This is a genomic window from Gloeomargarita sp., assembly GCF_053491055.1.
The window spans coordinates 14,112-35,000 of sequence record NZ_JBRCEP010000073.1 but is presented as its reverse complement, the minus strand read 5'-3'; the positions used below and the strand labels follow the sequence as shown (position 1 = coordinate 35,000).

Here is a 20,889-nt window from a genome sequence, read left to right as displayed (position 1 = left end):
CCTGCGGGTGGGGATTTCCCAGGTGTGCGCCACGCTAGATATAGACGGTCTGCGGGGGGACATTGTCACCAACCGGGCGGCCAAGGCGCTGGCGGCCTGGGAAGGACGCACGCTGGTGACGGTGGCCGATATTCGGCGGGTGCTGGTGCTGTGTCTGCGCCATCGCTTGCGCAAGGACCCCCTAGAGCCGGTGGATTCGGGCCATCGCGTCCTGCAAGTGGCCAAAGAGGTCTTTCGCTGGGAGGAAGAATGAACCGAAGCCGGATGGTGGGCTGGGGGTTTGTGGGGGAAGGTAGCACCAGCCTCATCCTCTAGGAATCACCGGGTTCCATGTCTGGAAGCAAAGGGCGCAACCTAGCGGAAAACCCTACGGTTATTGGCCCGGTCAATTTGAGCTTTCTCTACTTTGTCTGCGCCCTCTTCTGGCTCATAGTCGTTTCACAAGAAAATGCAACCCTTTGCGGCACCCTAGCAATCTCCACAGAGATTCCCCAGAACCAAGGACAGGAGCAGTGCCCTACGATCCCTACTTTACAAATACAAATATCGCAAACTTAACCAAAGACCAACACGACCTAGAGAGTAAGATTTTCAGGGTTGGTGCCAAAATGTGCATCTGATGATACAAAGCATTACGAACGATCAGCGATTCCGGCAATAGTTCTAATGAAATCTCCAATCTTTTCAACCTCCAAAACGTACTGAGCCGCTCCCAAATCAATCGCCGCTTTCGGCATTCCAAATACAGCACAACTAGTTTCATCTTGGACGACTGTAATTCCGCCGGCTTGAATAATAGCAAGCATTCCTTGAGCGCCATCTTCCCCCATTCCTGTAAGCAAAACACCTAAACTGCTGCTGCCGTAATGCAAGGCCACCGAGCGAAACATCACATTAACCGATGGACAGTGTAGCTCTTTCGCATAGGGGGGTGAAAGATAAATCCTCTGTTGGCGGTCAACTTCTAAATTAAACCCATCGGGAGCATAGTAAACTACTCCTGGTTGTAAAGCTTCTCCTTGCTGGGCAATCTTAATTGTCAACTGACATTCTTTATTCATCCAACTAACCAGACCATCTAAAAAACCGGCGCTGATATGCTGTGTACAGATGATTGGTACAGGAAAATCCTTGGGTAAAACACGCAAAATCTTAAAAATCGCCTGGGGACCACCAGTAGAAGCACCAATTGCGACTATGTTGATTGGCGTTGTCGGCTGAGTTGGAGCGTTAACACCCTTACGACTCGGTGTGGGGGAAGCGGAATTAACAACAAGAGAATGAGATGTACGTGTAACAACTTTTACACCGGCCAAGACGCGAATCTTATTGATAAGTTCATCTTTGTTATAGTCACTTGGTAATCCTGTAGTCGGTTTGGGGAAAACATCGATAGCCCCTGCCTGCAACAGTTGAAAAACATTTTCTGGATTGTCCGCTCCTACTGCCACACTGATTACCAATATAGGTTTAGGAAAACGGCTCATGAGCTGTTGAATCAGCTCCAACCCGTCTATCCCTTTCATGTAAAGATCAGTGCAGACAACATCAGGATTTGCTTGCGGTATTGCTAAAAGAGCATCCCTGCCGTTGTCTGCTGTACCCACAACTCTGAGGTCTGGTGCATCGGAAATAATTTTGGTTAAAATTTGCAAAGCAATTGGGGAGTCTTCTACTAAGAAAACATCGATCATACTCGTTTAGTAGCAAGGACTTTGATTTTAGTAATCAGCGTATCTTTCAATTTCTCGTAGTCTTCTGCCGTCCCTGCAGTAGGCTTCGGGAAAAAATCCAGGGCGCCTGCCTGCATCAAGTTGAAGATATTATCAACATCAGTGGGTTGCACCGCATTGCTGATCACTAAAACAGGACGGGGGTAACGCTCCATAACTGCCTTCGTAAATTCTAAGCCATCCATATTCGGCATTTTTAGGTCTGTACAAATGACATCTGGTTGAGTTTTAGCAATAACTTGCAGACCTTCAATTCCATCAGCGGCAGTTCCTACCACCTCTACCTCATTGGATGAATTTATCAATCGCTTCAGAATTTCCAAAGCCACAATCGAATCTTCTATGAGTACAACACGGATTTTCTTCATCGAATTAACCTCCTCAATGTGTTCAGTAGTAAACTTTGGTCAAATTCACCTTTAGTAATGTAGGCATTAGCCCCTGCCCGTAAACCCCTTTCCCGGTCAGATGGTTTCGCAAGAGTGGTCACTAAAATAATGGGAATATTCGGCATAGTAGCTCGAATCGCCTCGGTCATTTCTATACCAGAAAGATTGGGCATTTCCACGTCTGAAATAATAGCATCAAACGAGTCTTGTTGCAATTTTTCTAACCCGTCTTGACCATCAACCGCAACGGTTACTCGATATCCTGCACCTTCCAAAATTCGCCGCAATTGTGTGCGAATTGGAATAGAATCTTCCACCAACAATAACTTAGCCGGTTCCTTCTCTTCAAAAAGACGAGGAGCAAAAGAAACCTGATTCTTTGGAGATAAAAGATGAGCGGGATGCAAAACTTGACAAATAGTACCATCTTCTAACATGGTTACTCCCAATAGTTGGGGAATGACGAAAGGATGGGGTTTGATATGAACTTCTTGGTAGTCAACAATACTACCTACGACTAAACCTTGAATTTGTTCGTCAATTCGTAGGATAACACAGGTACAACTTTGCGGTATTTCTGAGGCGCTGCCTTGGAGTATGTCCGCCAAAAAGATAATCTTCACTACTTGATCCTGCCACAAGATTGCCGGTCTATCCTCAACCAAAAAAATGTCGTCCCTTTTCACCAAAAGAGTGGTGATTACCGCATCAGTAGGCAAGGCATAATAGTAATTATCTTCTTTAATCACTAAGACTGAAATAATGCTTCGCTTAGTTCTTAAAAAGAGTTTGAAGGTGCAGCCTAGACCCGGTTGTGACTGAATTTTTATCTGCCCTTGTAACCTCTCAACCGTCTCTCGAACGACATCCAAACCGATACCCCTACCAGAAATTTCACTAACTTCGGTACCTGACTTAGTAGAAAAACCATGACGAAAGATGAATTGCTCAATATCACTCGGTGTCATTGCCGCTAACTCGGCTGGTGTAATCAGCCCTTTGCTTACGGCTACGGCACCAATCGCTTCCAAATTCAATCCTCTACCGTCATCCCCCACCTCAATTATAATTTCGTTGCCTGCTACTGCTGCTCGAAGATGCAGCTTGCCTTGAGGCGGTTTACCACATCTCATTCTCTCTTCTGGGGTTTCTATCCCATGATCAATTGCATTTCGCAATAGATGCGTAATTGGGTCTTTAATCTCTTCTAATATCTTCCGATCAACTAATGCCTCTCCCCCGGTAATTACAAAATCAACTTCCTTATTCTGTTGTTTAGCAATATCCCTAACTGTACGATGAAAAAGGTTAAAGATAATAGAAAAAGGCACTAATTGTAACTCCTTGATATTTTGTTCAAGAAGGTTAGTAACCGTCCCCAAACGAGATATTTCATGCTCTAAGTTGTTTTGCAGCTTAGTTATTACTTCCCCAAGCCTATCCAAATTAACCGGACTTTTCCCCTTTTGCAGAGTACTTCCCCACAGGTCACCCGCACTAGAGACAAACCCTATTTGTCTTTCTAAACGTTGCTGAATTAATGTCAGTTCACCGGCATATTGGGCTAAAGTATCCAACTTGGAAGCTTTCACATGAATCGTATCTGACTGTAGTTCCGATTCAAACAAATCAGAAGAAGGTTCAGAGGGGCTTGGTGGGGCTGGAATCTCCAAATTCTCCTGCTCAAAGTTACGGTTTTCGGGCGTCGAATCAATCAAGTCACTCAAGTTTTCTTCTGACGCTGGGGACGCAACTGAAGATGTATTCTCTAAACTTTGTCCTTCTGGAATGGCTTGACTTTCCATCGCCGTCATCATCTCAGCCAGCAGATGGAAGACACTCACCTGAGCCGGTTGACCGGTAACCGCCTCAGTAGCAATTCGCTTTATGCCATCTAGTCCCTTGAAAAGGGTTTCCAAAATTGCAGGGGAAAGTGTAAGCTGTCCCTTGTGTACTCTACTTAAAATTTCTTCAAAGCTGTGGGTCAGTCTTTCCGCATCCTTCACACCCAACATCCGGGAATCACCCTTCAAGGAATGGGCCGTTCGCAGCATTTCCGGCAACCTACTCTTATCTTGAGGATGTTTTTCTAAGAACAGCAGACCTGACTCCAGTTTGGCCAGGTGTTTCTCACTGGATGCTTGATATAAAGAGCGCAGTTCTTCATCCTCTATCATCATAATTCAGACTTGTTCCTTGAGTGATTGAGCTAAGTTTGTCAGTTGCTGGATCGCAGAGCGAATTTGATGGACACTGCTCGCCACTTCCCGCGCACCCAGATTGATGGCATTCATGGCAGATACCCCCTGTTGTACTCCCACCGCCTGCTGTTTGGCACTGAGCGCAATCTGCTGACTATTGACGGAAATAGACTGGATAGCATTAAGAATATCCTGAAACGCTTCAGCAGTATTCTTGGAAAGACGAATACTCTCTGTAGCCGCCTTGGTACCCTCATCTGTCACCATAACCGTACTGTTAATAGAAGATTGAATATCACGAATAAGACTGCTAATTTTCTCGGCAGACTTTTTACTTTGGTCTGCCAACTTGCGCACTTCCTGTGCCACCACACTAAAACCTTTGCCCTGCTCTCCCGCACGAGCCGCTTCCACAGCCGCATTCAAAGCAAGAATGTTGGTTTGATTGGCAATGTCTGCAACCAAATCAGATATAGTCGCAATCTGATTCGTTTGCTCGGTTAGCTCCATAATCTTCTGAGCAATAGCAGAAACATTCTCTTTGAGGGTGTTAATCCCTTCTAAATTACGCTGGACAATCTCACGCCCACTGTTGGAAACTTCTAAAGCTTTTTGCGCCGCAGATGCGGAAGTAATAGCCTGCTCCGCCGACTGCCGGGATGAGGCTCCTAGCTCCTCCATGGTGGTCGTCACTTGGTTAATTGAGGTTGCCTGCTGAGAAATAACTTTTTCTTGCTCAGCAATGGAAGCGGCAATCTCTGTAGAAGAAGTCGCTAGGTCTGTTGAAGTCTTATTCAAAAACTTAGTTACCTGAATTACGATAGATATTGATAGTACAATTGCTATCAGACCAGTAACGATAGCAACAATTTCTACCACTGTCTCGAGAGATTTTTCTCTGCTACCTATTGCCTCAGCCGCACTCACAACTTCATCAGATAGCTTGAAGAAATCTTCACTAAAACTCAGAAGCTCTTGGCGATTTGGGTTTGGCTGTGCCAGTAGTTGTTCAACCTTTTGCCACTCTGCCTCCAATTTCCGAGCAAGCGCTTGATACTCAGGGTCGGTAAACTTTTCTAGTCCAAGCTCTGCATCACCATTGACAAGTGCAGAAACTCTTTGTCTGGTTTTCTGTTTTACTTGATTGATGATTTCTGGACTACCCCCAGCCAATTTAAGTTTGAATAATCTTTGAGTACCACCCCTCACCAAGCCCGCCTGATTCACCAACTTCGCCACCTTGTCTGAGCCAGTGACTACAAGTACTGTGCCTATTTCTAGGATTTCTAGCAGTACTACAAAGCCTGCAAGAATAAAAAGTTGTGTCCTGATCTTCATCGCTGCACCCCTTCACTTGGCCAAAGTATCACATATAATTTCTCGCAAGTCAAGCAAAGTTGCAGGTTTTTCTGCAACTACTATAGTGCCCATTACACCCGACCTGCTTGAGCGAGTAGATGTGCTTGGTAAAGCCAATCGGTCCACATTAACTATGTTCCGCACTTGGCTAACACTAATACCTAACCTATTCTGTCTCCACTGGAACACCAAAGCCTGTTTACCGTCCCTGCATTGTGACGATAAACCTAGTATCCCAGAAATATCAATTAAGGTTAAAATTTCCCCCCTTAGACTAACATTACCGATCACAAATGCAGGGCTAAAGGGTACAGGAACCGGATCAGAGATATGAATAAACTCCTGGATTTGAGCTAGAGGAATCGCAACAGTTTCCCGTCCTATTTCTACTAGTGCAAGAGAAGTTGTTTGCGTGTCTAACACTTGCTGACTGACTGTTAGTAAATCTAAGCGCCTTTGCTGAAACACTAACCGTTCTTTAGAGCTGACATCAACCACGAAGCGGGTATAAAAGTCTTCTAAACTCGCCCCTTCAATCTCATCTATATTGACCTTTGCCAATTGTCCCACTGCCTCTGGTGACCGGATCAAGTGAGCAGGGTCAATGAGGGGAATGAGCATACCATCGAAAAGAGCGACACCCTGCAAGAAAAAGGAAAGAGGCGGCTGAAACTGTTGCAAAGTCCTGTCTATTTGTCCTTCATCTATCTCAATCGTATCTTGCACTTGATTTACGACAATTCCCACAGTTAAGTTATCGTGGCTAATGACCACGAGATGATCACTTATATAACACTTTGGCTGACTCATACCCAGCCTTTTCGCTAAATGCACTACCGGTAACGTTTTACCTCGCCAATTAACAACACCTAAAACGTCTCCTGGAGCATCGGGAATACAGGTTAACTCTGGGAGCGGCAAAATCTCCTCTACCACTGATAATGGGAGTCCAAAAAACTGACTCTGCAATCTCAAATGCAAGTAGCGAATCATGGAATATACCTTTTGATCGTCTTTAACAGCTCTTCTCTATCCACAGGTTTCGTTAGATAATGGTTTGCTCCCACCATACGCCCCCTTACTTGGTCAATCAATCCATCTTTGGCAGTCAGCATAATGACCGGGGTATTTTTGAACTTGTTCATCTTGCGGATTGTGTGACAAAACTCAAAGCCATCAATCTCAGGCATGGTTATATCTAACAAAATTAAATCAACAGTGTGATTGTGTAAAATACTAAGGGCTTCTATGGCACTATTCGCACAGATAACTTCATAACTCTCACACAAAGTACGACGGATCATGGTTTGCACAATTGGACTATCGTCCACACTGAGGATAACCGGCAACTTCTCCAGTTTGCACAAGCCGAAATTGAAATCAATGAGTCCCTCTTTCACCCAACGTACATAAAGTGGCGCAAGAAGCAAAGGGTCCTTTGCCAATATTTCGGCAATCTCAGCAAAGGAGCGTTGACCATCAACAAATTTCTGTAGATGCTGTTTTGTTGGTTCATGGCGGATAAGGGAGAGTGCTCCCTCTCTGATGTAGGGAATTGCATGTACAGAATGCAAGGTCGGTAGGTAATTCATCCACAAATGTTTTCTTTGCTCTATCTTCTGCCAAACTACATCACAATCAGTCCCTTGGCAAGTAGCGGCAAAGTTCATGTCAAATTCTAGGGGCAATGGCATGACGGTACAGGGATAGGCTGCGAATTGCTCTAAGCAGATCACTGTGCGGTCAGTAATCGCTTTCTCTAGGTTTTCCCATGTCACAACCCGAGTCGCCACGATTGCCTCTAAGACCTCATAGGGTGAACTGCTACCAATATCTACGCGGTTAGCAGCATACTGCATCACTTGCTCGATACATTTAATTTTTAGATACCGCAGTAGGCGATAAACCCAACTATCACTACCAAAGATAGATCGCTCTGCTAAAGTAATGCGTCCCTCGTTTAACAATAAAAAGCATTCCAACTCCTTGCCGTTTTCGGTTACCTTGGTACAAAGCTTCACTGCACCCGTACACTCCTGCCTTTTTAGCTCAAGCAGAAGCCTATCCAGGCTGCCAGTCTGTTCCTGAAGCAAAAAGGTAACGTCCGACATGACACAACCCCTAATCACTCAACCCTGAACATTTTGTACATATAGTGCTGTACCTTTCCCCCCTAACTTCTGTAACCCAGGATACATATTGTTTAAGCAGAGGTTAACTTTGGTGGGAATTCTGATTAATTTTAATTAGGTTTTCTGTTGAGTAAATTTGAGTTTGATAAAGAGTTATCACTTCGGTATCCAATGATTTAACAAAAGAGAGTAGTTTCTCCGCGGAAGAATACTCCTGATCGGCCAGGTGCAAGTCGATTAAATCGAGATAGCCAGGAATAAAGTTAGGATCAACCAGTACCGCTCTTCTTAGGCACTCCTTCGCTTCATCTTTTCGTCCTCGCGCCCGATTAATTTGTGCTAAAATTTGCAGAAATAATACAGCAAGATGGTTCCGTTCCAGAACTCCGTAGCATATTTCTTCTGCTTTTTCATATTGTCCCTGATTCATGTAGGTCTTTGCCAGTAAAAGCTCTGCCTCTTCATCCTGGGGCTGAAAGTTTAACCAATCAGTGAGATATTCAATTGTTTCTCGGTATCGCCCTTGAGTAAAGTTCTCCCTAGCTCGTTCCTTAAGGTTTTCTAGAGAAGGAGCAGGTAAATTTAGCGTGCTTACCGGCATCGAACCATTCTCCGGCTTTTGATATACCAAGGATTCTGGATAACTGTGTACAATTAGGGGTGCAATGTCTTGCTCCTGTAACTCTGTATGGCCTGTAAGTAGATAGCCCCCTGGTCTTAATAGCTCGATAAATTTGCACAGAACTAATGATATTTTGCCTTTATCAAAGTAAATGAAAACATTGCGGCAAATAATTAAGTCAACTGTCCCAACTGCAAAGAAAGAAAGATGATCTTCTACCAGGTTGCACTGGCGAAACTTTACTTTTTGTTTGAGGCTATCAATGATCTGCCATCCTGCTTCTTGCTGACGGAAATAGATTGAGCGGTATTGAGGTCGCACACCGCGAAATGACCATGCTGGATAAATGCCTTGCAGAGCCTTACTAATGGCTTCTTTATTTAGGTCAATGCCCACTAAGTTAACCTGCCAGTTGGTTAATTCTGGAAAATTTTCCCGGATGATTATGGCTAGAGAGTACACTTCTTCCCCGGTCGCACATCCTGCACTGAGGATATTTAATGTCCTCTGGTCTTGCATTTTGTTAATTAAATCGGGTAAAATGTACTCCTGAATTGTTTTGATTTGTCCCTGGTCGCGGAAGAAATAACTCTCCCCTGTGGTGATCAGACTAAACAGCCTATCCCATTCCAACTTAGCCTCTCTACTTGCACTACTCAGCAACTGCAAGTACTCAAATTCATTTTTTAGCCTCAATACTTGCATTCTTTTCGTAATTTGTTGTAGCAATCTAGGGCTATCTTCTGGCCGGACTTTTATCCCTGTTTTATGCAAAATTACGGAAGTAAGATTTTGCAAGAATTTGTCATTCATTATTTTAAAAGTCAATGTTGCCGTTGTTCCCTATCGTTCGTCCCATCAGGTTGATTCCCCACCATGGCTAGGTAGGCTAAGGTTGTTGCCTGAAGGTTCATGGCGGCGCTATTGTGGGGCTACGCTCAGCGACCCATATCATGTCAACCTTTGCCTGCTTAGCTATAATATAACATCATATGTTGCCCTTGACTACGGTGCTCCTTCAAAGGTTGTTCGAGCAGAATTTCGGGGTCTTTGACATACTCCTCTGCCTAAATCTAAGCAAAACTGAACGTAGTAGTCATCCGCTTAGCGAATCACCCGTACTCGATTGATTTTGGAATTTAGAATTAGTTCCCTTAGCTCACCATCACAGTACAGGGCAAACGTTCCCGCGCCAAACCCGTCCGTGAAGGTGATGGACATCCCATCTTCTCTGATAGTTTCCAGCTCGATTGCTTGTACTCAACGGAGCGGCAATTTTTCTTGAATTTCGGGTAGCCCTTCTTCTTTTCTCCCCCTTTGCACCGTTTATAGAAATTAGCAATGGCAGACCATGCCCGCTCGGCACTAGCTTGTCTTGCCGCAGAATTGAGCCGCTTGGCAAAGGCAAACTCTTTCGCTAAATCTTTGCACAACGCATAGAGTTTATTTTTACCTACCCCTCGATTGTCCATCCAATAGCGCAGACATTTGTTTCGCACAAACTGGGCAGTGCGAATCACCTTATCCAGCGCTCGATACTGCTCTGGTGTGCCGTTGCGTAGCTTGGCTTCTCGGACTAACATGTTTTCATTTTTATCACAAAATTAGAGAGATAAAAGCCGCCCTGCTAGGTGTAGCCGTGCCGGAGGCATTGGGCAGGGCTTTACGGCGCTTTTTTCGGTAACGTTCCCCAGTCTTTTGGGAACGCTTCATACCACCACCGGATTCAAGTTCTGCAATCCCATCCAGCAGGTGACGGGCATTACTGTTTCCGCCAAGGAAGCCTCGGAACTTTGTTCGTTCACTGGCGCAGACTCGCTCCGGTTATGGGTGTCCTAAACCTATTTTTATTTTTCGCCTAATGACGAAATACACCACCAGTCCCGGCGTGCCAGGACTGGCGGTGCTTACCCCAAAAGTTGGCAAACTACCTCTGACTAAAGAGCAACGGTTACCCGTGCCTTATCAAGCCGTTTCCGGTGTCCGCAAAACTAACGCACAGCAAGTTGCCGAAGGGGCTTTCCTCCCTGCAGTACAGTTACCCAATGTGAATTTAGAGGGCAGCGAAGTATTCCTTGGCCTTCACCGGGTCGGGATGCATGGTCTTTTGCCCCGGTTGCCAGTTGGCAGGACACACTTCGTCTGGGTGGCTTTGCACGTACTGAATCGCCTGCAAGATGCGCAGGGTTTCATCCACATTCCGCCCAAACGCCAAATTGTTGATCGTGGCGTGCTGAATGACCCCCTCTTTATCAATGATAAATAAACCCCGCAAGGCCACCCCTTCCGGCGTTAGCACGTTGTAGGCGGCACTGATGGTCTTTTTCAAATCCGCCACCAACGGATACTTCAATTCGCCCAAACCCCCGTCTTTACGGTCGGTTTGAATCCAAGCCAGATGGGAAAACTGACTATCTACTGACACCCCTAAAATTTCCGTGTCCAACTTGGCAAATTCCTCGTAACGGTCGCTAAAGGCCGTGATTTCCGTCGGGCAAACAAAGGTGAAATCCAAGGGGTAGAAAAACAACACCACATACTTTTTGCCCCGATAATCCGAAAGCTTGATGGTCTTAAATTCCATGTCCACCACGGCGGTGGCCTCAAAATCGGGCGCCATTTGCCCCACCTGCAAACAACCTTCCATAGGTTTCACTCCCAAACTGCATCATCATCCATGACTATATCATACTCATAACGATTTTGAGTTTAAGGACGGAGTTGGTGGAGTTGGTCGGGGGGCACCATGCCCCGTTCGGTGATGATGCCGGTAATGTAGCGGGCGGGGGTGACGTCGAAACTGGGGTTAAACACTTCGATACCGGGGGCGGTCAGCCATTGGTCGCCAATTCTGTACACTTCCTCGATGCTGCGCTCTTCGATGGGGATGTGCGTGCCGTCGCTGATGCTCCAGTCAATGCTCGATAAGGGGGCAGCCACGTAGAAGGGAACTTGATGGACATGGGCGAGAACGGCCAGGCTGTAGGTGCCGATTTTGTTGGCGGTGTCCCCGTTGGCGGCAATGCGGTCGGCGCCTACTACCACGGCATCAATTAAGCCATTGTACAGACAAAAGCCTGCCATATTGTCGGTAATCAAGGTGGCAGGAATTCCTTCTTGGACGCATTCCCAGGCGGTGAGGCGGGCGCCTTGCAAGCGGGGGCGGGTTTCGCAGACGTACACCTGCAACAAGCGGTGGGCACGGTGGGCAGACCGTACAATACCCAAGGCTGTGCCATAGCCGGCGGTGGCTAGAGCACCCGCGTTGCAGTAGGTCATCAGGGTCAGGCGTTGGGGTGCGGCAGGCAGGCAGGCCAAGCCTTTTTCCCCGATGGCGACGCAGGTTTGGTATTCATCGACGGCCAAAGCCTGTGCCGCTTCCACCATTTTTTCCTTGAGAAAGCTCACCGGGCCGACGGTCTGCCGGGCCGTACTGAGCATCCGGTCAATCGCCCAAAACAGATTGATGGCCGTGGGACGGGTCTGGCGCAGGGCATCGGCGACGGTTTCCAGGTAGTCCAAAAAGACCTGCCGTTCTTGCGTGTCAATTTCCTGGGCGGCCAAGGCCAGCGCAAATGCAGCCGCCACGCCGATGGCCGGGGCACCGCGCACCATCATGGTTTGGATTGCCGTTACCATATCCATCGCCCGCCGGATTTCCACATAGGCAAACTCCGTGGGCAAGCGGTTTTGGTCAATCAAACGCACATGGTCGTAGGCCCAAGCTACCGGCACGATCGCCATACACGCCAACGCAGGAGGAACATTTCCCAGTCTAGGACGAACCCGGACCTAGCGGTACAGCCGTTGGCGCTGGGGCAACCATTCCGCCTGCCAAGCGGCCAAATCCGCCAGCGCCCGTTGACTGTAGGCTTGGTAGCGGGCGGCCTTTGGTTTCACCGGGGTCGCCAGGGGGGGCAAAATGCCAAAGTTGGCGGGCATGGGCTGAAAAAATTGGGCCTCGGCGCTGCTGATGAAGTGAAACAATGCCCCCATCATGGTTGTCGGCGGCGGGGTGAGCAAGGGCAGCCCCTGGGCCAAACGGGCCGCATTCACCCCGGCAAGCCACCCCCCCGCAACTGCCGCAATGTAGCCTTCGGTGCCCGTAAGTTGACCGGCGGCAAACAGGTGGGGATGGGCGCGAAACTGCAAGGTGGGGTGGAGAATCTTTGGGGCATTGAGAAACGTATTGCGGTGCATCACGCCGTAGCGCACAAATTCTGCCTGCGCCAAACCGGGAATGAGGCGAAACACCCGTTGCTGTTCACCCCAACGCAGGTTGGTCTGGAACCCAACCATATTCCACAACTGCCCAGAGCGGTCTTCGGGACGCAGTTGCACCACCGCATAGGGACGCCGGGTTGGGTTGCGGGGGTCGCGCAGGCCCACCGGTTTCAACGGCCCAAACCGCAGGGTATCTTTCCCGCGCCGCGCCAGTTCTTCTATGGGTAAACAGGCTTCAAAAAACCGTTTTTCTTCCTGCTCAAAGGCTTTCAAGGGGGCCTGTTCTGCCGTGACGAGGGCCTGCCAAAACGTCTCGTATTCCGCCTGGTCCATTGGGCAATTCAGGTAGGCCGCTTCCCCCTTGTCGTAGCGGCTGGCAAGAAAGGCAATCTCCCGGTTGATGCTTTCTCCCAGGACGATGGGGCTGGCGGCGTCAAAAAAACTCAGGTAGGCTTGGCCGGTCAGGCGTTGCAGTTGGGCGGCCAAGGGGGGACTTGTCAGCGGCCCTGTCGCCACAACCACAATGCCAGGGGGAATCTCCCGGACTTCGGCCCGCTGCAGGGTCACCAAAGGATGCTGGTTCAGCCGCTGGGTCAACGCTCGACTAAACTGCACTCGGTCCACCGCCAAAGCCCCGCCTGCAGGCACGGCTTGGGCATCTGCCACCTGCATCACCAGGGAACCCAGCTCCCGCAATTCCTGCTGGAGCAAGCCTGTGGCCCGGTCCACCGCCCGCGCGCCAAAGGAATTACTGCAGACCAGTTCCGCCAATTCCCCGGTGTGGTGGGCAGGGGTTTGCACGACCGGGCGCATCTCCCAAAGGGTGACGGGCAACCCCATCTGGGCAATCTGCCAAGCGGCTTCAGTGCCGGCGAGACCACCGCCAATAACGTGCAGGCTGGTCATGCAAAGGTTGTGGGCAAACACGCATCTGCCGTTCATTGTAAGCCATGCCCTGGGGCAGCGCGGGTCGTTGCAGCGGGAACGATGACCATGAGGCCCCCAGGTCGTAGGGGTCGCCCTGCACCTGCTCTGGCTCCCGTTACTATAGAAAAGCGGGATGGGCGTGGGAGGTGGCGCCCCAGGGCAACCAAGTTCAGCCTGAATTCAGCGCCGGGGGTCGCACCGTCACTGGGCAGAACGGATGGGAAAAGGTAACGCTGCTGGATGTTCATGAGGGATGCTGCTTAACGGGGGGGCGCTGGGGCTGGCGCAAGCGAGGTTGCTGCTCTGGGATGGGTTGATGCGCCGGCGCCAAAAGAACCTGCGGGTATGGCTGACCTGGGGAGCCTGGCTGGGGGTACGCCTGGTGTGGTTGCCCCGGCGGGATGCCCTGGGATGGCGGACATGAAGACGCCCCAGGTGCGGTCGGAATTACCGTTGGCGCTGGTGGAAACGGCGTTTTTGGCCAGTACGGCCAGTTTGGGTTGGCTGGCGAGTTTTTATTTGGGTCTCACGCCCGTCCTGCGTTTGTTTTTGCCGATTCCTCTGGCCTTGGCGACCCGCCGCTGGGGACCGCGCTGGGGCTGGATGGGGTTGGCGACGACGTTTTTGCTCCTGTCGGTGTTGATGGGGCCGCCCCGGGGGTTGGCCTACATCTGCCGGTATGGCCTGCTGGCGGTACTGTTGGGCGACCACTGGCGGCGGGGCACCGGCTGGGGAACCACGGTGGCGCAGGGGATGGTGGTGGGTACAGTCGGGTTTTTCGGGCAAGTTGCCATCCTGTCGGTGTTGCTGGGGGAAAACCTCTGGGTGTACCTCACCAACCAGGCCACGCAAGTGCTGGAATGGCTGGTGGAACGCTTGGGCATTCTGGTACAGCCGGAGGTGACCTGGATTCGGGGCGCGACGGTGGTTCTGGTGATGGTCAATTCGGCGATTTATACCTTTGTGGTGCAGTTGGTGGCCTGGGCGTTGTTGGCGCGGCTGACTACCCCCGTACCGCCCCCGCCCGCTTGGTTGCAGACGTGGTTGGGTTTGGACGCATGATGCAGAGCCACACCTGCCCGGATTGGGTGCAGGCATGGGCAGCCAGGGTGCAAGGGCAACGGCCCGCCTTGGTCTGCGTGGTGGGGTTTACGGAAACGGCCTTGATCCCCGGCATTTCCGCGGCAGGGGCCACCCCCGCTGCCCGTCGCACCACCGCTGCCGCCGATGCGGAATTTCTCCTGCGGGGGGGCGCATCGCCGCCTGTTTATCCCTTGCCTCCCCTGACCCAAGGGGCTTCGCCCGTATATCTGTCCCGCGCCATCACCCAGGCGTTAGCCATTCCCGTCACGCTGGTTTCCACCGGTTTACCCGTACCTCTGACGGTTCCGGCGGTATCGCTGGGGCAGACCCTGGCCCGCTGTGTTTCTACAGGGCGCGCCATGGACCGGGATGCCGTTTTTCACCTCTGGCAACGGGCTTGGGACTGGGCCACCGCCCACCTGCGGAGGGAACCACCGCCTTATTACCTGTTCGGGGAATGTGTGGTGGGGGGCACGACCACGGCTCTGGCCGTACTCACCGGGTTGGGGTATCGGGCGCAGGGGCGCGTCAGCAGCAGCCATCCCCGGTGCAACCACGAACAAAAATGGCAGGTTGTGCAGCAGGGGTTAAGCCGCGCCGGCGCTTTGAGCAACCCCTGGGACGTCTTGGCTGCGGTGGGCGACCCGATGCAGGTGGCAGTAGCGGCCATGACCCTGGCAGTACATGACCAGGTGCCGATTTTGCTGGCCGGGGGAACGCAAATGTTGGCCGTGTGGGCCTTGAGCCAAGCCATCGCCGCCTACGAAAACCTCCCGTGGCACCCTGCCCAGGTATTGGTGGGCACCACCGGCTGGGTAGTGCAGGACCCAAGCGCCCAAGTCATCGCCCTGGCCCAGGAATTAGGCGCTCCTTTGGTAACCGCCGCTTTAGATTTTCGCCAGTCCCAGTACCACGTCCTGCGGGTGTATGAACAGGGCTTTGTCAAGGAAGGCGTTGCTGCCGGGGGATGTGCCCTAGCCGCCCATTGGTATCGCCGTTGGCACAATGCCCAGGTACTGCAGGCCGTCGAAACCCTCCTCAGTCGCGCAACGCCGCCGCCAAACGTTCCAGCGCCAGATTCACCTCCGCTTCGCTGACAATCAGTGGCGGCACAAACCGCACCACCTGGGTGCCTGCAGGCACCAGCAGCAACCCCTGCGCCAACGCCCGCTGCACCACATCCATCGCTTGGAACGGAGCCGTCGGTTGCAACACCAGGCCCTGCAACAGACCCCAGCCCCGCACCTCCTGGAACCACTCCGGGTAAGTCGCCACCAAGGCCTGCAACCCCTGCCGCAACTGTTCTCCCCGTTGTTGCACCTGGGCCAGCAGCCCCAGTTCTTCAATTGCCTGGCACACCGTCAGCGCCGCCCGACAGGCCAAAGGATTGCCCCCGTAGGTACTGGCATGGTCGCCCGGTTGAAAAACACTGTACGGCTCTTTACACAACACTGCCCCGATGGGAATGCCGCCCCCCAATCCTTTGGCTGAAGAAAAAATATCCGGTTCGACCCCCAGGTGTTCGTACCCCCACCAACGCCCGGTACGTCCCATCCCCGACTGCACCTCATCGAGAATCAGCAGAATCCCCCGTTCATCGCACAGGCGGCGCACCCCTTGGAAATAATCCCATTCCCCTGGACGCACACCCCCTTCCCCCTGGATCGGTTCCAGCAGAATCGCCGCCACCTGTTCCAACTCCCAAACCGTTCTGGTCAACGCCTCCAGGTCGTTGTAGGGCACATAGACGAACCCCGGCACCAGCGGGTCGAAATGTTTTTGGTACTTGGGTTGGCCGGTGGCCGTCAGGGTCGCCAGGGTACGGCCATGAAAACTGGCCTGCGCCGTGACGATAACTGGGCATGGGTAGCCCTTCACCGTATGGGCGTATTTGCGTGCCAGCTTGATTGCCCCCTCATTGGCCTCTGCCCCCGAATTGGCAAAAAACACCCGATCCGCACAGGAGCGCTGCGTGAGCACCTGCGCCAATTCCGTTTGCCAGGGAATGTGATACAGGTTGGAAACGTGGTGCAATTGCTGGATTTGCTCCCCAATCGCCGCCACCAGCCGGGGGTGGGCGTGCCCCAGCGTACAGGTGGCAATTCCCGCGACAAAATCCAAATACTCCCGCCCCTGGTCATCCCACACCCAACAGCCCGACCCCCGCACCAACGTCACCGGAAAACGGCTATAGGTGGGCATCAAGGCCTGTGTCAGGGGAGAAACCTCCAGCAACGTCGTCATGGTCGGAGATTCACAAGCAACAATTTTAGTTATAGTAGCAAATTCAATTCTTGTCACTCCAGAATCCTGGGTATGTTTCTCAGCGAAGTGGAAGGGATGGGAGTCAGAGATACCATTGGGATACTGCTATTTGGGCATTGAAAAAAGGAATTACCCAATGAAACTCCTAAGCAAATCATGGCATGATCACTGCAGCGCACCAAGCGATGAACGAGCTTCGTTACTGCAGAATTACGGAGCTAAAACCGCCCCAACACCTCTTGAGTAAACTGGAATTTATGATTTAGGGAGGCCCCGCCGATGGTGCAACGTTGGACTGATGAAATGTTGGATAAACAAGCGGAAGAAAACGCCCGCGCCTTTCGGGAGTTGCGGGAGATTGTCAACGATTTAGGAGTTGCCGTGAGTCGTTTGGAGATGCAAGTGGACCGCCTGGAACACCAAGTCGCTGCCAATACCCAAGCAATTGCCGCCAACGTCCAAGCGATTAACGAACTGCGAGAGGGGCAGGCTATGATGATGCAGATTATCATGCAACAGCAAACCAACATTGAAGAATTGCGTCAGGATACCCGGCGGATTTTGGATATTTTGCTCAATCCACCGCCGATGGATGGGCATCGTTAATTGGTTTAGGATGAATAAACCGGCATTTATGAGTTGGGAGGCCCCGCTGATGGTGCAACGTTGGACTGATGAAATGTTGGATAAACAGGCGGAAGAAAACGCCCGCGCCTTTCGGGAGTTGCAGGAGCTTATGAGTCGTTTAGAACAGCAGGTCGCTGCCAATACCCAAGCGATTAACGAACTGCGAGAAGAGCAGGCTATGATGATGCAAAGAGAGTTTCAAGTAAATAATGATGTCGCATGGTGAGCAACGCCCAAAATCCTTTCAGGGAGAGAGGTTTGCTTAGATTATGTCCCCTGCGAACATTAGTAAAGTGAAACTCTCCACAAGGTATCCATCCAACTCTGATTCATAGCTTCATCTAGCAAGGTCGCTCCTGAATTTGTCATTCCCTAAAAACATCATTTATTCTTGTTTTGCCAAATATCATCTTTACCACCTTTTTCTTAACATTCAATCCCTCTGAGATAACGCAACTTTAGAATTTTTTAAGAATCAGATTCGTGCATCGAATTTATGCCTCCATTTAAGACGAACCATCACTTGGCATTGAGGTTTGTTTCTCCGGTTGATTTCTCAGTACCCCCCGGCGGTCAATCGGGCCTCAAATTCTGCCCAGGTCAGGTGTTGCTCCAAATAACGGATGTTCTGGGGATGGTAGGGGGCTTGGATGCGATCGACCCACAAAATTTCGGCAGTTGGGTCGAGCATTGGTACATCCGGGTCAAAAGCAGTCGGACGGGTCAGGGAACTGGTAAAGCCTTTGTAAATTAACAGTTCCGCCTCGCCCTGCTGGTCTCGCACGGTTAAGCGCAACACCTCGCGGGGGTGGGAACGGCTGTAGTTTTCCAAACGCTCTTGGGGAGTGGCCATCGCTTACGAAAGGGCTGTGCGCCCCTGTTTGGCTAACCGCACCAGCAGAAAATAGGCCAGACAAAAACCATACACAATCAAACCCACCATCCCCCAAAACCCCAAATCCGCCGGGGGTGTCCCCGGATGCAATAACTCCCGATAACCCCAAGGCGCTTCCAGCCACACCCGGCATTGGGCATCCGCCAGCAGGGCATTCATGGACTTCAACCCACACCCCAAAAAAGGCACCATCGCCACCGCTCCCAGCCCCGCCGCCCAGGTGACCACCCACCGCCAAAGATTCGTCACCCGCGCCAGCCAGCCCGGACGCTCCTCAATTTCCTCATTCACATCCAGCCAAAACCACAGGCTCACCGGCAGCAACACCTGCGCCACCAGGGAGGTCCAAAACCCCACCGGCAGGGCCGCAATCAGCAAATAGACCGTGATCATCAACAAACTCGCCACCTGCCAATAAATCCGCAACAGGGTGACAATCGCGCGCGCCCGTTGGCTCCACGCCCACACCAACAACCCCAGCGGCACCACCACATAAACCAGTACCGCCAGCCGGTAGTACATCCACACCAACGTCGTTAACCAGGTTGCCGACATGACCCTCACAGAACCGTATCTCTTAGTGTAAAGCAATTGCCCGCCTGTCCCCCTTGCCCACCCCACACGGTAATATTAAGGAGTGTAAACATTAAAAAAGTATAAAAAAGTTCCTTCAATGTCCGGTTATACGCTGCGGTGGCTGCGGGGGGTGGGGGAAGTGCCTGCCCAGCAGTGGAATGCGTTGGCGTTGCCCCTGGCGACCCCGTTTTTGGAGTGGGAGTGGCTCAACCATTTGGAATCCTCGGGCAGTGCCATGGCGGCGACCGGTTGGTTGCCCCACCATTTGACGCTCTGGCGAGGGAATACCCTGGTGGCGGCAGCCCCCCTGTACCTCAAAGGCCACAGTTACGGGGAGTTTGTCTTTGACCACCAATGGGCAGAGTTGGCCTATCGGGTGGGGGAACCCTACTACCCCAAGCTGGTGGGGATGACCCCCTTTACCCCGGCGGTGGGCTATCGGTTTTTGGCGGCCCCAGGGGAAACCGGCGTGAATGAACTTTTTTTAGAAGCCATTGACCAGTTTTGCCTGCAACAAGGGATTTCTAGTTGCCATTTTCTCTTTGTTGACCCCCAGTGGAGCGAGGATATGATTTCCCTGGGCTGCTACCGCTGGCTACATCACCATTACCTGTGGCAAAACCACGCCTACCGCTCGTTTGAGGATTATCTGGCCCATTTCAACGCCAACCAGCGGCGCAACATTAAGCGGGAACGCCAAGCGGTGCAAAAGGCGGGGCTACACATGCACATCTTCCAGGGGGCGGCCATCCCGGAACACTTTTTCAGTATGATGTATGACCTGTACAGCAATACCTGCGACCGGTTTCTCTGGGGGAGTAAATACCTCACCCGCCAATTTTTCTTGGGTCTCCAGCGGGACTACCGTCATCGGTTGCTTTTTAGTGTGGCCTGTACCGAACGGGGTGCCAGTGAACCGGTGGGCATGGCTTTTTGTGTGGTCAAAAACCAGCAATTGTACGGACGGTACTGGGGGAGTTGGCAAGAAGTAGATTGTCTCCATTTTGAAACCTGTTATTACACCCCGATTGCTTGGGCGATCGAACAGGGCGTGCAGACGTTTGACCCTGGCGCAGGGGGACGGCACAAGAAGCGGCGGGGTTTTTGGGCTACTCCCAATTTCAGCCTGCACCGGTTTTACACCCGGCGCCTGGCAGCCGTTTTGCCGGAATACATCCGCCAAACCAATGAGTACACCTGGCAGGAGATTCAGGCCATCAACGAAAACATTCCCCTCAAAATCGCACCCCCCCAGGTGCAGGTCGCCGGGATGACCCTTTCGCCGGGAGAAAAAAAGCAGGAATCGGAAGAGGTCTAGGGTTGAATGGCCAGCAATTCCACGTCGAAATACAGCGTGGCATTGGGGGGAATCACCCCACCGGCCCCCTGTGCCCCATACCCCAACTCCGGGGGAATTTCCAGCCGCCGTTTGCCGCCGACGCGCATGGTGGCCACCCCCTCATCCCAGCCTTTGATCACCTGCCCTACACCTACCCGGAAGCGAAAGGGTTGGTTGCGGTCGTAGGAGCTGTCGAATTGCCGCCCATCGGCCAGCCGCCCCACGTAGTGCACCACCGCGGTCTGGCCCCGCCGCGGACTGGCTCCCTTGCCCGGTTGTAGTTCCTGGTAGCGCAGTCCCGAAGGGGTGATGATCCAATCATCCAGGGTCGTGCTGGGTCGCGGCGTCCCTTCCTCTGGCGCTGCGGCAAAAGCGGGCGATGCCGCCGGCAGGGGTTCCGTCTGGGCCAGGGCAGGCGGGGTCTGGCGACTCTCGAGCACCCAAGCGCCCAACAGCACCAGCGCACTGAGGATAAATACGACTAAGCTGGCCAAAATCGCAGGCATATGTTCCATAA

21 protein-coding genes and 1 pseudogene (1 of these 22 cut by a window edge) are annotated in these 20,889 nt (G+C 51.7%); 7 read left to right on the top strand and 15 right to left on the bottom strand.

The features are described from left to right. Positions 1-253 carry the 3' end of a magnesium chelatase ATPase subunit I gene (bchI, locus tag ACWISF_RS08240; RefSeq protein ID WP_448381105.1) on the top strand. 848 nt of this gene lie to the left of the window's left edge, so 253 of the gene's 1,101 nt are visible here — the last part of the coding sequence; its start codon lies off the left edge, out of view; the stop codon is at positions 251-253. Positions 254-632: 379 nt separating this feature from the next. On the opposite strand, the gene cheB is transcribed toward bchI, so the two are convergent. The 11 genes and pseudogenes from cheB to trmFO all read right to left on the bottom strand — a co-directional run bounded on the left by cheB (position 633) and on the right by trmFO (position 13,566). Then, positions 633-1,694 carry a chemotaxis-specific protein-glutamate methyltransferase CheB gene (gene cheB, locus ACWISF_RS08235; protein WP_448381104.1) on the bottom strand — a complete coding sequence of 354 codons (1,062 nt, stop codon included), beginning with the start codon at positions 1,692-1,694 and terminating at the stop codon, positions 633-635. Beyond that, positions 1,691-2,101 carry a response regulator gene (locus tag ACWISF_RS08230; RefSeq protein WP_448381103.1) on the bottom strand — a complete coding sequence of 137 codons (411 nt, stop codon included), beginning with the start codon at positions 2,099-2,101 and terminating at the stop codon, positions 1,691-1,693. The genes cheB and ACWISF_RS08230 overlap by 4 nt, the downstream gene beginning before the upstream one ends. Next, positions 2,098-4,302, bottom strand: a complete 2,205-nt coding sequence (locus ACWISF_RS08225) for a hybrid sensor histidine kinase/response regulator (protein ID WP_448381102.1) — start codon at positions 4,300-4,302, stop codon at positions 2,098-2,100. Before ACWISF_RS08225 ends, ACWISF_RS08230 begins: the two co-directional genes overlap by 4 nt. 3 nt (positions 4,303-4,305) lie before the next feature. Further along, positions 4,306-5,661: a methyl-accepting chemotaxis protein gene (locus ACWISF_RS08220; RefSeq protein WP_448381101.1), complete on the bottom strand. Its 1,356-nt coding sequence runs from the start codon at positions 5,659-5,661 to the stop codon at positions 4,306-4,308. Between the two features lie 12 nt (positions 5,662-5,673). Continuing rightward, positions 5,674-6,675: a chemotaxis protein CheW gene (locus ACWISF_RS08215; RefSeq protein ID WP_448381100.1), complete on the bottom strand. Its 1,002-nt coding sequence runs from the start codon at positions 6,673-6,675 to the stop codon at positions 5,674-5,676. Then, positions 6,672-7,793 (bottom strand): response regulator, encoded by a 1,122-nt coding sequence (locus ACWISF_RS08210; RefSeq protein ID WP_448381099.1) that lies wholly within the window; start codon positions 7,791-7,793, stop codon positions 6,672-6,674. The genes ACWISF_RS08215 and ACWISF_RS08210 overlap by 4 nt, the downstream gene beginning before the upstream one ends. Before the next feature lie 103 nt (positions 7,794-7,896). Beyond that, positions 7,897-9,249: a CheR family methyltransferase gene (locus tag ACWISF_RS08205; protein WP_448381098.1), complete on the bottom strand. Its 1,353-nt coding sequence runs from the start codon at positions 9,247-9,249 to the stop codon at positions 7,897-7,899. Positions 9,250-9,543: 294 nt separating this feature from the next. Further along, positions 9,544-10,019 (bottom strand): annotated as a pseudogene (locus ACWISF_RS08200) (RNA-guided endonuclease TnpB family protein); the annotation flags it as partial. Between the two features lie 470 nt (positions 10,020-10,489). After that, a complete protein-coding gene (locus tag ACWISF_RS08195) occupies positions 10,490-11,083 on the bottom strand; it encodes a peroxiredoxin (RefSeq protein ID WP_448381097.1) in 594 nt (197 codons plus the stop codon). A gap of 62 nt (positions 11,084-11,145) precedes the next feature. Beyond that, on the bottom strand, positions 11,146-12,180 hold the full coding sequence (gene mtnA, locus ACWISF_RS08190; protein ID WP_448381096.1) for an S-methyl-5-thioribose-1-phosphate isomerase: 1,035 nt from the start codon (positions 12,178-12,180) through the stop codon (positions 11,146-11,148). Positions 12,181-12,228: 48 nt separating this feature from the next. Then, the gene (trmFO, locus tag ACWISF_RS08185) at positions 12,229-13,566 is read right to left on the bottom strand and encodes an FADH(2)-oxidizing methylenetetrahydrofolate--tRNA-(uracil(54)-C(5))-methyltransferase TrmFO (protein WP_448381095.1); all 1,338 of its coding nucleotides are present in this window, start codon (positions 13,564-13,566) and stop codon (positions 12,229-12,231) included. 274 nt (positions 13,567-13,840) lie between these two features. On the opposite strand from trmFO, the gene ACWISF_RS08180 reads away from it, so the two are divergent. The 3 genes from ACWISF_RS08180 to cobT are packed head-to-tail and all read left to right on the top strand — an operon-like array spanning position 13,841 to position 15,767. Then, complete coding sequence (locus tag ACWISF_RS08180) at positions 13,841-14,011, top strand: hypothetical protein (protein ID WP_448381094.1); 171 nt, start codon at positions 13,841-13,843, stop codon at positions 14,009-14,011. After that, entirely contained in the window at positions 13,999-14,649 is a 651-nt protein-coding gene (locus tag ACWISF_RS08175) for a DUF2232 domain-containing protein (RefSeq protein WP_448381093.1), read from the top strand. Before ACWISF_RS08180 ends, ACWISF_RS08175 begins: the two co-directional genes overlap by 13 nt. Next, on the top strand, positions 14,646-15,767 hold the full coding sequence (cobT, locus tag ACWISF_RS08170; protein WP_448381092.1) for a nicotinate mononucleotide-dependent phosphoribosyltransferase CobT: 1,122 nt from the start codon (positions 14,646-14,648) through the stop codon (positions 15,765-15,767). Before ACWISF_RS08175 ends, cobT begins: the two co-directional genes overlap by 4 nt. On the opposite strand, the gene ACWISF_RS08165 is transcribed toward cobT, so the two are convergent. Further along, complete coding sequence (locus ACWISF_RS08165) at positions 15,709-16,914, bottom strand: acetylornithine/succinylornithine family transaminase (protein WP_448381091.1); 1,206 nt, start codon at positions 16,912-16,914, stop codon at positions 15,709-15,711. The genes cobT and ACWISF_RS08165 overlap by 59 nt on opposite strands. A 300-nt stretch (positions 16,915-17,214) precedes the next feature. Here ACWISF_RS08165 and ACWISF_RS08160 point away from each other — a divergent pair, with 300 nt between their 5' ends. Together ACWISF_RS08160 and ACWISF_RS08155 are read left to right on the top strand one after the other, a co-directional pair. Continuing rightward, complete coding sequence (locus ACWISF_RS08160) at positions 17,215-17,541, top strand: hypothetical protein (RefSeq protein WP_448381090.1); 327 nt, start codon at positions 17,215-17,217, stop codon at positions 17,539-17,541. A gap of 10 nt (positions 17,542-17,551) precedes the next feature. After that, positions 17,552-17,788, top strand: coding sequence for a hypothetical protein (locus tag ACWISF_RS08155; protein WP_448381089.1), 237 nt, complete (start codon positions 17,552-17,554; stop codon positions 17,786-17,788). A 330-nt stretch (positions 17,789-18,118) separates the two neighbouring features. Here the strand turns inward: ACWISF_RS08155 and ACWISF_RS08150 are convergent, their stop codons facing one another. Both ACWISF_RS08150 and ACWISF_RS08145 read right to left on the bottom strand, forming a co-directional pair. Continuing rightward, the gene (locus ACWISF_RS08150; protein ID WP_448381088.1) at positions 18,119-18,415 is read right to left on the bottom strand and encodes a DUF7734 family protein; all 297 of its coding nucleotides are present in this window, start codon (positions 18,413-18,415) and stop codon (positions 18,119-18,121) included. 3 nt (positions 18,416-18,418) lie between these two features. Next, positions 18,419-19,012 carry a DUF3177 family protein gene (locus ACWISF_RS08145; RefSeq protein WP_448381087.1) on the bottom strand — a complete coding sequence of 198 codons (594 nt, stop codon included), beginning with the start codon at positions 19,010-19,012 and terminating at the stop codon, positions 18,419-18,421. 118 nt (positions 19,013-19,130) lie between these two features. Here ACWISF_RS08145 and ACWISF_RS08140 point away from each other — a divergent pair, with 118 nt between their 5' ends. After that, positions 19,131-20,351: a GNAT family N-acetyltransferase gene (locus tag ACWISF_RS08140; RefSeq protein WP_448381086.1), complete on the top strand. Its 1,221-nt coding sequence runs from the start codon at positions 19,131-19,133 to the stop codon at positions 20,349-20,351. Here ACWISF_RS08140 and ACWISF_RS08135 read toward each other — a convergent pair. Continuing rightward, positions 20,348-20,878, bottom strand: coding sequence for an FKBP-type peptidyl-prolyl cis-trans isomerase (locus ACWISF_RS08135; protein ID WP_448381109.1), 531 nt, complete (start codon positions 20,876-20,878; stop codon positions 20,348-20,350). The genes ACWISF_RS08140 and ACWISF_RS08135 overlap by 4 nt on opposite strands. Between the last annotated feature and the right edge of the window lie 11 nt (positions 20,879-20,889).